The organism is Luteibacter sp. P4_E6, from assembly GCF_056401535.1.
Window position 1 is genome coordinate 1 of sequence record NZ_JBFUJE010000081.1, and the last position, 12,525, is coordinate 12,525.

The window sequence follows — 12,525 nt, forward strand, 5'->3', positions numbered from 1 at the left end:
GGATCGACGTGGTTCTCGGGGTGGTTCCGAAGCTGTTTAAGCATCTTCCAGCGGCTGTACTCACCTAGCGTGCCGCTCCAGAGTGCTTTCAGTTTGCCGGTGATTTCGGCGTTGTGCTCGTGACCCGTTTCGAGGCCGGAGAGGATGCGATGGATGCCGGTTTGCAGGCTCGCCATGGCTGATGCGACGAGGCTGGTGTTCGGTTCCCTGCCGACCCTGACGTCGGTAAGAAGATGATCGGAGAGGCTGTCGACGTCAGTGATATGAGCCAGCCGCGGTTGCGTGGGCACCCAATGGGCTAGCAGCCAGGCGACGAGTGCATCGCGCCACAGTTCCCCGTGACGGCCTTCGATCTCCAGTACCTCGTCGTCGTTACACGCGGCCATCATGCGGGTGGCGACCATCTCGAAGAGGGAGTGGTCCTGGGTGAACTTCAGCTTGTTCAGGCCTTGCAGCGCGTCGATCGACATGCCAGTGCGCGCGGAGAGCTCGTGCATACGCATAAGGTAGTCGATGTCGCGGAGGTCTTCGGCCGTTCCGGCGACGGTCTTCGGTGCGATGGCGAGGGCGATGAGCTCGATGTCTTTACTGCGCCAGCCAGTCAGTTTTGCCAGCGTCGCTGCGCTTTTTTCAGGCGTCAACGTGCGATTGGTCTTGGCTTCCCGCAGGTAATCGATGGCCTGGTGTTCCTCGACGCCCTCCTGCAAAGTGGCCAGCCAGTCGCCGTAGCGGGTGACCTGATATAGCGTGGTGAAGTCGAGGGGGCGCATGGCGGAGGAAAGACCCTCCAGATTGAACCAGTCCGGCTGCTCGGTCATCGCCTTGAGTCCGTTGGGACTCAGCCGAAGGAGTTGCATGACGGCGGAGCGACGTTCGAGCTCGGTCCACATGCGTAGGTCGTCGGGGCCAAAGGCCGCCGCCAGGGCGTTCACGTCGATCGTTACCGTGGTCCTGGTCGCCTCGGTCGTCGGCGTGGGCAAAGCGGTCTTTGCTGCCGAGGCGATGGCGCGCTGTTCGAGCGCGTCGATCGCGGCAATGAACGTGGTAGCGTCGCTGTTGATCCAGTGTAGCAAGGGAAGAGCAAGCGACGGATCGATTAGTTGCAGCGCATGCCGGATCGCGCTTGATACGAGGTCTGTCTTCGTCGCCACCTTCGTACCGTCTTCCCCATCCGCGCTGCCTTTAACGGCAGCGCGCTGTGCCGTTATGACTAAGCGGGTCGCTTCGATCCAGCGAGCGGACGGTTTGGTCGGTTCGGGAATCAAGAGACACCGGCACAAGGCGGCTATCGGCAACCGGTGCTGCTTGAACCATTCAGCAGCATTCATGACCAGGGCGATGACGTTCAGTACATCGGCCGAATCGCTTGCCGTAGCCGGTTCGCGGCTCCATGCCCCGAAGAGCCATGTGCTGAAGTCGAAGGCACCCTCGTCGGAGTCGTTGCCTTCGGCGTCGTCGGTGTCGATCGCGCCGCCGGAGGTGGTTTGCGTTTCCGGTTCAGGGGCGAGCGACGGCGTGCCTGCCAGTTGGCTGAAGACCTCCGGGTTCTCTTTATTCAACGCGCTGAGGAAGGGCGTGATTTCCTCGGTATTCAGACCCACAGCTCGAGGCAGCGCAATCAGGCGGTAGCAGGCCGATACCACGTCGAGCGTTCGCTTTGGCTTCGTGATGTCCTGCGCTTCGATTACGCATTCGAGTGCCCAGCGAACCGTGGTCTCGTCGGCGCCGAATGCCTGGCTAAGCTGGCTCACCGTCACCGCGCTATCGACGTCCTCCGCTTCGATGGAGAACTCCATGCCATCCATGGTGAGTACGGGCTCGGCGTCCTGGCGATCGAGGATGCCGCGCGGGTTGAAGAGGGTGTCGTAAAACGGCGTCTCACGTCCCGTGGCGCACACGGCAATCGAGCCGATGAAGGCAGCGAACTGGTTCGCGGTCACGCCGTATTGTTCGCGCAGGTGCTGGAACATCCCCATGGCGCGCATGGTGGTCGGCGTCATCTTGAAATCGGTGCGGTGGCCTTCGGCGCGTAACGCGGTGACCACGAGCAAGTCGATGTCGGGAAACGGCAGTTTCATCGCGTGGTGCAGGCGGATGATACGAATCATCCGATCGAGATGCGCATCGGTGGCACCTACGATCGTGATGTCACCGCTGGCGTCACCGCTTCCTTCGGCGGTCGCGTTGCACAGGTAGAGCGGTGTCGTGCCGTTGTGGATGAAGGCGGCACCGAAGTCCGCATTCGACGAGGGCTCGGTTGTCGTTTCTGCAAAAGGGCTGCGCACGACAGCTGAAGGAGGTGCCCTATCCTCGCCAGCCAATGCGGGCCGGTAAACGGCAAGGCATTGGCGCAGTTGCTTCCGGCTGAGGCCAAGTACACGGCGCAGCGTGTCGGTGTGGGTGAGGTCGGGCTCGTCGGCGGCCGCGAAAGGCAGTCGCGATGCGTGCTCGCGCAAGGTGGCGATCGTCGCGGCGACCGTACTGTCGTCTGCCGTAAGTAGCTGACGTAGCTCGGGTGACAGACCGCTCGCCATCGTCGTGGCCGCATGGAGCGAGGCCGAACTACGATTGCTGAAGGTGAAATTGGGATAGTTGTAGTCGGATTTTCTGACCGCGTCCCATGCCGTCAGCTTGCGCTGCTGCAAGACGGCCTTGATGCGCTCCCAGCTGAAGTGAAAGGGAAGGCTTGCGGGAAAGCTCGCAGTTGCAATGTTTTCGTGAAGGCGCAAAAGGCGTTTGGCGGCCTCGTCGGATCCGTCCGTCGTGAGTGCGCGGGAGGTTGGAACTTCGACCCCTACTTCACGGACCCTGTCCTCGAGGATGTCGATGACGCGGCGCAGGGCGGGGAACGTCCGCTTCAGTGAGCTGTCGTCCATCGGCATGCGGGGAATGTCCGGCCGACGCTCTTGGAGAAGAATCCGAAAGGCCTTTTCATCGACATCGCCGGAAGTGCTCTTGCCGTTTTCGAGGCGGCTCAGCAGTTCGTGCAACTCGGTCAGATAGGCGAGCGGCAAGGTGTTGTCGTTGAGTTCGCCCGGTTGGACCGACTCTGGCCAGCCGAAAAGGCTGATATAGCTCGCGGAATGGTTAGCGCGGCTGGCCTTGCGCGGCGCCTGCGGCGGTGTTTCGTTGGGCATGTCATCGTCCTTGACTGTGATTCCTCGCCGCGTCCGAATGGGCGACGGCGTGTGCATTCCATGCACGCCCGACCCTACGCCCCCTCAAGCATCCCGGGGAGTAGGCCATTGGTTGTAGGCGTCCGGGCAGGGGCGCGGCGGGGACGTTAGAATGGGCGGATGACCCAGCTCCCTTTCGACCTCCTCGCCACCGATGGCGCGGCCCGGCGTGGCCGTCTCCGATTCGGCCGCGGCACCGTGGAAACCCCGGCGTTCATGCCGGTGGGCACCTACGGTTCCGTCAAGGCCATGACCCCCCGCGACGTGCTCGACACCGGCGCGGAGATCATCCTTGGAAACACCTTCCACCTGTTCCTGCGCCCGGGCCTGGAGATCGTCGGCGAATTCGGCGGCCTGCATAAGTTCATCGGCTGGGATAAGCCGATCCTTACCGATTCCGGTGGCTTTCAGGTCTTTTCGCTGGCACATAAGCGCAAGATCACCGAAGAAGGCGTCACGTTCGCCTCGCCCGTGGACGGCTCGAAGGTGTTCCTTTCGCCCGAGGAGTCCATGCGGATCCAGAAGGTGCTGGATTCGGACGTGGCCATGATCTTCGACGAATGCACGCCTTACCCGGCCACGGAGAAGGTCGCTTCCGATTCGATGGAGCTCAGCCTGCGCTGGGCCGAAAGATCACGTCAGGCCTTCGACGACCTGAAGAATCCGAATGCCCTGTTCGGCATCGTCCAGGGCAGCACGTATGAAAACCTGCGCCACCGGTCGGCCGAGCGGCTGATCGAGATCGGCTTCGACGGCTATGCCGTGGGTGGTCTCGCCGTGGGTGAGCCGGAGGCAGAGCGCAACCACACCCTCGACCTCACGCTGCACGTCCTGCCGAAGGACCGGCCGCGTTACCTCATGGGTGTGGGCCGCCCGGAGGACATCGTCGAGGCCGTGCGCCGCGGTGTCGACATGTTCGACTGCGTGATGCCGACGCGTAACGCCCGCAATGGATTCCTGTTCACTCGGGAGGGCACGTTACGCATACGTAACGCGAAGTTCTCCATGGATACGCGCGTTATCGAGGAAGATTGCGACTGTTACGCCTGCGCCAACGGCTTCAGCCGGGCCTATCTGCGCCATCTGGATCGCTGCAACGAAATCCTCGGCAGCCAGCTGGCTACGATGCACAACCTGCGCCACTACCAGCGCCTGATGGCTGGCCTTCGCGGCGCGATCGAGGCTGGCACGCTGGACGACTTCGTCGCTGACTTCTACGCCGCGCGGCGCAAGGCCGAAGTCGACGGCTGACTTGCGGCTGCTCTCCGGCGCCCCCAAGCCTTGGCGGGGCGCCGTACATAAGCACCGGGGTGCGTGGCATAATCCACGATCTTTTTACGTGAGCAGCCGCTTTTCCGTGGCTGTTCCATGACTTGCGAGAATTGACGATGAGCCTTCCGACCTTCGCCGCCATTGCACAGGCCACCGCTCCCGCTGCCGGGGCCACCCAGGGTGGGGCACTCGGCCTCTCGCCGCTGATCATGATGGCGGTGCTGTTCGGCATCTTCTATTTCATGATGATTCGCCCGCAGATGAAGCGCCAGAAAGAGCATCGCAACCTGCTGTCCGCGCTCGCCAAGGGCGACGAAGTGGTGATGGGCGGCGGTCTTGCCGGCCGCATCGAAGACGTGGGCGAGTCCTTCGTTCGCGTGGAGATCGCCCCGGGCACCGTCGTTCAGGTGCAGAAGGGTTCGATCACCCAGGTCCTGCCGAAGGGCAGCCTCAAAAAGTCCTGAGCTTCGTCTCAATGGCGTCAGCCGCGGCCGCTTGTGGCCGCTTTTCATGGAATGGCAAGGCATGAGTGATTTTCCACGCTGGAAGTACGCGCTGGTCGTGATCGTGTTGCTGCTCGGCATCGTTTACGCGTTGCCGAACGTCTTCCCGGCCCAGCCGGCGGTACAGATCTCGGGTAACCGCGGCGCGACGGTCGATGCGGCACTGAAAACCAAGGTCGAGGACATCCTCGCCACGGCGAAGACGCCGGCCACGGTGATCGACGTTGATGCGAAAACCAGCCGCCTGCTGGCACGCTTCGCCACGGCGGATGCGCAGACCAAGGCGGCGGACGCTCTGCGCACCACCCTGGGCGAGAGCTACACGGTGGCGCTCAACCAGGCGTCGACCGTGCCGACCTGGCTGCAGTCGATCAATGCCTTCTCGATGCCGCTCGGTCTGGACCTTCAGGGCGGCGTGCACTTCCTGATGGAAGTGGATCAGGGCGCGGTGATCGATGCGCAGGAAACGCGCTACACCGATGACATCCGCGCGTTGCTGCGCGAGAAGAAGGTGTCCTACGACGCCGTCAATCGCAATGCGCGCGGCCAGGGCGTCAGTGTGGTGCTGCGTACAGACGCCGACCGCCAGGCGGCGGCAGCCCTCATCGCTACCGACTACCCGGAACTCACGACGACCGACGGCGCGGCCACGGGCAATCGTTTCATCCTCGACGCGGTGATCAAGCCGGCCAAGCTGCGCGAGCTCTCACAGAGCATGATCACGCAGAATCTCACGACGCTTCGCCAGCGCGTGAACGCCCTGGGCGTGTCCGAGCCGCTGATCCAGCAGCAGGGCGCCAACCAGATCGTGGTGGAACTCGCCGGCGTGCAGGACACCGCCGAGGCGAAGAAGATCATCGGTGCCGTCGCCACGCTGCAGTACCGCGCTGGCCTGTACACGCCGCCGCAGGCCGCCGACGCCGCCCGCTCGGGCAGCGTGCCGCCGGACGCCAAGCTRTACTACGGTCGTGACGGCCGTCCATACCTGCTGAGCAAGACCATCATCGCCACCGGTGACGAACTCACCTCGGCGGTATCCGGTCGTGATCAGCAGAACGGCACGCCCAATGTAAGCGTCTCGCTGAACAGCGCCGGCGCACGCAAGATGCAGGACTTCACCAACGGCAATGTCGGCAAGCCGATGGCGGTGCTCTACATCACGCGGACCACCGAAACCAAGATGGTCGACGGCAAGGAAGTGAAGACGCCGAAGATCACCGAAGAGGTGATCAACTACGCGAACATCAGCTCGCCGTTCGGCAAGCAGTTCTCGACCAACGGCCTGCCCAGCGATTCGGAAGCTTCGGAACTGGCCCTGCTGCTTCGCGGTGGTTCGCTCGCGGTGCCCATCGACATCGTCGGTGAGAGCGTGATCGGTCCCAGCCTCGGCGCGGACAACATCGACAAGGGCTTCAAGGCGGTGATGCTCGGCCTCGGGCTGGTGCTGGTGGCCGCGGCGATCTACTACAAGCTGTTCGGTCTCGTCGCCGACATCGCGCTGTTCTTCAACCTGGTGCTGCTCATCGCGGTCATGTCGATGATCCACGTCACCCTGACCATGCCGGGCATCGCGGGTATCGTGCTGACCCTCGGTATGGCGATCGACGCCAACGTGCTGATCTGCGAGCGTATCCGCGAAGAACTGCGTAACGGCTCCTCGCCGCTGGCTGCGATCCGCACCGGCTACGACAAGGCCTGGGCGACGATTCTCGACGCCAACGTGACCCACCTGCTCGCCGCGCTCGGCCTGATGACCATGGGCTCGGGTCCGATCAAGGGCTTCGGCGTCACGCTTTTCATCGGTATCCTCACGTCGATGTTCACGTCGGTGACGGTCACGCACGCCATCACCGCGCTGATCCACGGCGGCCGCAAGCTCAAGACCCTGTCGGTCTGAGGAGGAAGCCATGGAAATCTTCAACCACAATTCGAACTTCAACTTCCTCGGCCTGCGTCGTTTCAGCATCGGCCTCGGCATCCTGCTGATGGTCGGCTCGATCAGCCTGATCCTCACCAAGGGCTTCAACTACGGCCAGGACTTCGTCGGCGGCGTAGCCGTCGAGGTGGAATACCAGGCCCCGATCGATCCGGCGGACGTTCGCTCGGCGCTGGAGAAATCCGGCCTCGAGAATCCGCTGGTCCAGGCCGTTGGCGGCACGCGTGACTACACCATCCGCATGCAGCCGAAGGACGACAAGAACTCGGTCTCCCTGACCGGCGACGAAGCCGCCGCCAAGGTCGCGGGTGATGTCATCGCCGCGCTCAAGGTCTCGCGTCCGGACGTGATCCAGAAGAGCCGCTCCTTCGTCGGCCCGCAGGTCGGTGAAGAGCTGCGCAGCGACGGCGTGGTCGCCGTGGCCTTCGTCATCATCGGCATCATGGGTTACCTGTGGCTCCGCTTCGAGTGGCGTTTTGCCGTCGCGGCGCTGGCCACCGAGATCCACGACGTCCTGGTCACCCTGGGCATCTTCGCGATCACCCAGCGCGATTTCGACCTGACCGTGCTTGCCTCGGTGCTCGCCGTGGTCGGTTACTCGATCAACGACAAGGTGGTCGTGTTCGACCGTGTCCGCGAACTGTTCCGCGCCAGCCGTAATGCGACGCCGGAAGAGGTGCTCAACCGTTCGATCAACAGCACGCTGTCGCGAACGATCATCACCTCGCTGTTCACCGGTATCACCATGGCGGCGCTGTTCTTCATCGGCGGCCCGGTGGTTCACGGCTTCGCGATCACCATGCTCATCGGCATCCTGGTCGGCACGCTGTCCTCCATCTTCATCGCCAGCCCGATCCTGCTGTGGCTCGGCGTGTCGAAGAAGGATCTCATGCCGCGCAGCAAGGAAGATCCGGAGCTGGAGCGTCGTCCGTAAGTCGGCGGCCCCCACAGGTCAATCCCCACAGGGTAAATCTCCACAAGGTTAAACAAAGAAGCCCGCCATTTCTGGCGGGCTTCTTTGTTTGTCACACCCCGTCCCTGAGATCAGAATTCGTCCCTGTCCTCGATAGCGCCTTCCGTGTCGTTGGCGAGCGTCAGCACGACGTAGGCGGAGCCTACGAGCGAAGCGCAAAGCCATGCGTAGACCATCTGTATCGCTGTCCTGGGGATCGCGGCGGCGACCCTGGGCGCGAGCGCCAGGCCAACGAGGCCGGCAATCGCGAGGACTGCGGATACGGTCCACGCCAGACGCCGGGAAGGCGACGTAGTGGTGATGACGTTCATGTGGTGCCCCTGTTACCCCTGTTTCGCGGTCGTCGTGAATGCTGTGTGAGGCCGCTTGATGTAGGAAATACCCTACAAGAACTTGAGGGGCAAGTGCCCATCGGCTGAATGATGGGTGTGATCCGTGTCACGTTTTCTCAGGTAAAGCTCCCAAGGTCCCGGCTGGGCTAGAATTTCCACCCCCGATGAGGTTTCACCCATGGCAGAACGCGAATTTCCAGGCTTCACCCTGCGCAGCAGCGCTACCCAGGACGGCTCCCGCTTCAAGGCGCTGCTGTCATCGCATCCGGTGGCCAAGGGCTTCCCCAGCTATTTCACCGTCTACGATCAGCGCAGCTTCCGCGACGAGGAGAGCGCACGGGCGGCGGCGGAGAAGGCGCTAGGTCTGGTGCTGGAAGTGGATGATGAGGGCGCACCGGTGTTTGCCGAGGACGAGACCGGCTTCGACGACGACAAGCTCGAAGGCGCGTTGCCGGGTGAGCCGCTGGGCGACGAGTCGGACGACGAAGACCTAGACGAAGACGAAGACGACCACCATCACAGGGGCGCCTGACCCCGGTCAGTGCGGCATGGCGTCGCCCACCGCCTTCAGCAGGCTGCGGCGGTCGTAGGGTTTGGCCAGGAAGGCGGCCAGTGTGCCCAGCCTGCCCGTGGCTTGAGCTGCATCCCCTGAAACGACCACGCAGATCACCGGGTTTCCCCGCCGGTGCAGTTCCCGCACAAGATCGATGCCATCCATCTCCCCAGGCATATTCACGTCGGTGAGCACAAGGCCCACCTCCGGATGCGCGGCGAGAACAGTCAGCGCCGCATTGGCGTTCATGGCAGTAAGCACCTCATACCCCTCCCGCTCCAGCATGTAGCTGGTGATGTCGAGTACGTTGGGGTCGTCTTCCACGACAAGTACATGTCCGGCGGCGGTCATGGGCAATCCCTTGGGGCGATGGCCGGCACTCTCCGCTTGCTGTCGTGCGGGCGACGTGACAGATATGCCTTGACACGAAGCCGTGCCGCGGTGCGTCATAGCACGGCACACGGCTAGGGGAAGGCGGGCGCGCCATGAGCACTGGGGACGGGCGGTACAGGCAGTTTGTCGAGGCCTCCGCCGATTGCATGAAAGAGCTCGACCGCGAAGGGGTCATCCGCTTCGTGGCCGGTCTTGGCTGCGCGGCGCTGGCGCCGGAAGGCGTCGATCACTTGCTGGGCACTCGGTGGCTGGATCTCTGGCCCGTGGAGGCACGCGACATGGTTGCGCGGGCGCTCGATCGCGCGGCAGCCGGGGAGCGGGTGGACTTCGTCAGCGCCCGGCGCACCTCGGTGGGCACGTCCCGCTGGTGGGAAGTCATGGTGGCCCCCGTCGTCTGCAACGACACCCTCGATCACTTCATCGTGATCAGTCGCGACGTCACCGAGCGGGTCGCCCTGCAGGCGGCGCTCGAGGCGATCAACGAGCTCCTGCAGGACCGATTGAACGAGTCGGTCGCCCGGTCGGCCAGCGCCACGACACAGTACGGCAGCCTGCTCGAGCGGCTGGAGGCCGAACACGGCGCCCGGCGGCAAGCGGAAAGTTCGCTGGCGGGTGTCAGCGAGCAACTGGCGATGGCCCAGCGGGGGCGGGACCTTGCGGAGGCCAGTGCGCGTCAGGCCCAGAAGCAGCAGGCGATCGGCCAACTGGTCAGCGGTATCGCCCACGACTTCAACAACATGCTGCAAACGGTGATCGTGAGCCTGTCGGGTCTGCAGGACGATGTGGACGAACTGGCACCGCGGCACCGGCGCATGCTCACCTACGCCGTCGAAGGCGCCCGGCACGCCACGGCGTTGACCCGGCGGTTGCTTGCCTTCGCCCGGAACCAGCAGGCCCGTCCCGAACCCTTCGATCTGGGCGACATCGTGGAAGGATTCGCGGATTTTGCGCGTCATGGAATGAGTGGGCGTATCGCCATCGAGGTCTATCGCCAGCCCGGGCCGCTACCCGTATGGCTCGACCGTCACGGTTTCGAACAGGCCCTCATGAATGTCTGCCTCAACGCCCGGGATGCCATGGAGGGGATGGGCAAGATAGTGATCGAGGTCGGTGAGCGCATGGGCGGCGGGTCCACGGGCGAGGTTATGCGCGAGCGCGCCGCCACCCGACAGATTTTCGTCAGTGTGACGGATACGGGCGGAGGCATGGCGGAGGACGTCCGTCAGCGCTTGTTCGAGCCGTACTTCACGACCAAGGAAGGCGGCTCGGGCCTGGGTCTGGCCCAGGTCTACGGGACGGTGGCGCAGGCCGGTGGCGGCATCGAGATCGAGAGCGAGGCCGGCGTCGGCACCCGCATCCGGCTCGTGTTTCCGCGCTATCCCGAACCGCTCGAGTTGCCGGAGTGAATCGTTCAGAAAACGTGACGAAGTTCCTCAATTTTTAGCCATGGCGGCCGATAAGAAAGACGACTGGGAAGGAAGCACGTCATGTTGGTCATCATTGGTTTTATCGTCGTCCTGGTCTCGGTGCTTGGCGGCTATGTGCTCTCGCACGGTTCGATCGGCGCCCTCTGGCAGCCGTACGAACTGCTGATCATCTTCGGCGCCGCCGTGGGTGCGTTCGTCAGCGCCAATTCGATCGACATCGTGAAGGGCGCTGGCCGTGACGCCATCGGCCTGTTCAAGGGCCCGCGTTACCGCAAGCAGGACTACATCGACCTGCTGTCCCTGCTGTACGACATCTTCACCAAGATGCGTAAGGAAGGGCAGCTGGGCATGGAATCCCACATTGAGGACCCGGCCAACAGCAGCCTGTTCTCCGCCTACCCGCGCCTGATCGCGGAGCACCACCTCATCGACTTCGTCACGGACTGTCTGCGCCTCATCGTTGGCGGCAGCATGGATCCCCACGAGCTCGAACAGCTGCTCGATGTCGAGCTGGAAACGCATCACCACGAGGCGATGGCACCGGCCCTGGCCGTGCAGAAGATGGCGGACGCGCTGCCGGGCTTTGGTATCGTCGCGGCGGTGCTGGGCATCGTCATCACGATGAAGTCCATCGATGGCGATGCCGCGGTGATCGGCGAGCACATTGCTGGCGCGCTGGTGGGTACGTTCCTCGGCATCCTTCTTTCCTACGGCTTCGTCGGTCCGCTGTCGGCGGCGATGGAGGCGCGTGTGAGTACGGATGGCCGTGCCTTCGAGTGCGTGAAGGTGGGTCTGCTGGCCAACCTGCGCGGATACAACCCGATGGTCTCGGTCGAATTCGCCCGCAAATCGCTGCAGACCACCACGCGGCCGAGTTTCCAGGACCTCGAAGCGCATCTGAAGAGCGCTCGGTAAGTCCCCGATGAGTGACCTGAAGCAAGTCATCATCGTCCGCAAGAAGAAACGGGGTGCTCACGCGCACCACGGCGGCGTTTGGAAGGTGGCCTACGCCGACTTCGTCACGGCCATGATGGCGTTCTTCCTGGTCATGTGGCTGGTCGGCGCCGGCACCAAGCAGCAGCGCGCGGCGATCTCCGAATACTTCAAGAACCCGAGCATGACCCAGGGCCAGTCGACCATGGCGCCCTCGGGCAAGATGGGGCCGGGCGGTGCCAGCACCAGCATGATCAAGCTCGGTGGTGCGATGGACCTGCCCAAGGGGCCGGGCGACAACCAGGCCTTCGCCAAGCCGAGTGGGTCGGACATCGACAAGCTGGCCAAGGAAAAGGAGAAGCGTCGTCTCGAGCAGCTGATGAAGGACCTGACCGAGGCGATCGCCAAGAGCCAGGCCATGGCCCCGTACAAGGACCAGTTGCTGATCGACATCACTTCGGAAGGCCTGCGCATCCAGATCGTCGACAAGCAGAACCGTCCGATGTTCGACACCGGCAGCGGCGCCCTCAAGCCCTACACCGTGCAGATCCTTCACGAGCTGGCGGGCTTCGTGAACCAGGTGCCGAACAAGATCAGCATCTCTGGCCATACGGATAACGCGCCGTACATTCGCGCAGACAGCGCCTACGGCAACTGGGAGCTCTCCGCTGACCGCGCGAATGCCGCGCGCCGTACACTCACCGAGGGTGGCATGCAGCCGGACAAGGTCGCCCGCGTGGTGGGCCTGGCGGCGTCGGTGCCGTTCGACAAGACCGATCCGTCCTCGGCGATCAATCGCCGCATCAGCATCGTGGTGATGACGAACGAGGCGGCGAGGGCCGCCTTGTCGACGGAAGTCGCGGACGAGGCAAAAACGCTCCCGGCCGTGCCGACGCTGCATTCGGCGGAAGCCGAGCATGTGAGCGGCGGCGCGCCTGACGCACCGGCCGGCACCTCGGCATCGGCGTTCGGCTGCGCCATGCCGGTGGCTGCGGAAGGCACGCCAGGCGGCTGACCGGCACGGACC

General features: G+C 63.7%; 11 protein-coding genes. 8 read left to right on the plus strand and 3 right to left on the minus strand.

Features of this window, described 5'->3' with window-relative positions:
• Window positions 1-3,137: Tc toxin subunit A (locus tag AC1DT2_RS07605; RefSeq protein ID WP_477295606.1), on the minus strand; the 3,137-nt coding region annotated here is incomplete at its 3' end.
• A 159-nt stretch (window positions 3,138-3,296) separates the two neighbouring features.
• On the opposite strand from AC1DT2_RS07605, the gene tgt reads away from it, so the two are divergent.
• From tgt to secF, 4 genes are all read left to right on the plus strand, one after another.
• Window positions 3,297-4,427, plus strand: coding sequence for a tRNA guanosine(34) transglycosylase Tgt (tgt, locus tag AC1DT2_RS07610; RefSeq protein ID WP_063570441.1), 1,131 nt, complete (start codon window positions 3,297-3,299; stop codon window positions 4,425-4,427).
• 137 nt (window positions 4,428-4,564) lie between these two features.
• Window positions 4,565-4,912, plus strand: coding sequence for a preprotein translocase subunit YajC (yajC, locus tag AC1DT2_RS07615; protein WP_063570442.1), 348 nt, complete (start codon window positions 4,565-4,567; stop codon window positions 4,910-4,912).
• 61 nt (window positions 4,913-4,973) lie between these two features.
• The gene (gene secD / locus AC1DT2_RS07620) at window positions 4,974-6,848 is read left to right on the plus strand and encodes a protein translocase subunit SecD (RefSeq protein ID WP_477295609.1); all 1,875 of its coding nucleotides are present in this window, start codon (window positions 4,974-4,976) and stop codon (window positions 6,846-6,848) included.
• A 10-nt stretch (window positions 6,849-6,858) separates the two neighbouring features.
• Window positions 6,859-7,821, plus strand: coding sequence for a protein translocase subunit SecF (secF, locus tag AC1DT2_RS07625; RefSeq protein WP_063570444.1), 963 nt, complete (start codon window positions 6,859-6,861; stop codon window positions 7,819-7,821).
• Between the two features lie 110 nt (window positions 7,822-7,931).
• On the opposite strand, the gene AC1DT2_RS07630 is transcribed toward secF, so the two are convergent.
• Entirely contained in the window at window positions 7,932-8,171 is a 240-nt protein-coding gene (locus AC1DT2_RS07630; protein ID WP_477295612.1) for a hypothetical protein, read from the minus strand.
• Window positions 8,172-8,370: 199 nt separating this feature from the next.
• Here AC1DT2_RS07630 and AC1DT2_RS07635 point away from each other — a divergent pair, with 199 nt between their 5' ends.
• A complete protein-coding gene (locus AC1DT2_RS07635; protein ID WP_063574347.1) occupies window positions 8,371-8,724 on the plus strand; it encodes a hypothetical protein in 354 nt (117 codons plus the stop codon).
• A 6-nt stretch (window positions 8,725-8,730) separates the two neighbouring features.
• Here AC1DT2_RS07635 and AC1DT2_RS07640 read toward each other — a convergent pair whose 3' ends face one another.
• Window positions 8,731-9,096, minus strand: coding sequence for a response regulator (locus tag AC1DT2_RS07640; protein ID WP_213948639.1), 366 nt, complete (start codon window positions 9,094-9,096; stop codon window positions 8,731-8,733).
• Between the two features lie 134 nt (window positions 9,097-9,230).
• On the opposite strand from AC1DT2_RS07640, the gene AC1DT2_RS07645 reads away from it, so the two are divergent.
• From AC1DT2_RS07645 to motB, 3 genes are all read left to right on the plus strand, one after another.
• Complete coding sequence (locus AC1DT2_RS07645; RefSeq protein ID WP_255548505.1) at window positions 9,231-10,544, plus strand: sensor histidine kinase; 1,314 nt, start codon at window positions 9,231-9,233, stop codon at window positions 10,542-10,544.
• A gap of 81 nt (window positions 10,545-10,625) precedes the next feature.
• On the plus strand, window positions 10,626-11,480 hold the full coding sequence (motA, locus tag AC1DT2_RS07650; protein WP_477295615.1) for a flagellar motor stator protein MotA: 855 nt from the start codon (window positions 10,626-10,628) through the stop codon (window positions 11,478-11,480).
• A 7-nt stretch (window positions 11,481-11,487) separates the two neighbouring features.
• Complete coding sequence (motB, locus tag AC1DT2_RS07655; protein WP_477295617.1) at window positions 11,488-12,513, plus strand: flagellar motor protein MotB; 1,026 nt, start codon at window positions 11,488-11,490, stop codon at window positions 12,511-12,513.
• Window positions 12,514-12,525 lie beyond the last annotated feature (12 nt).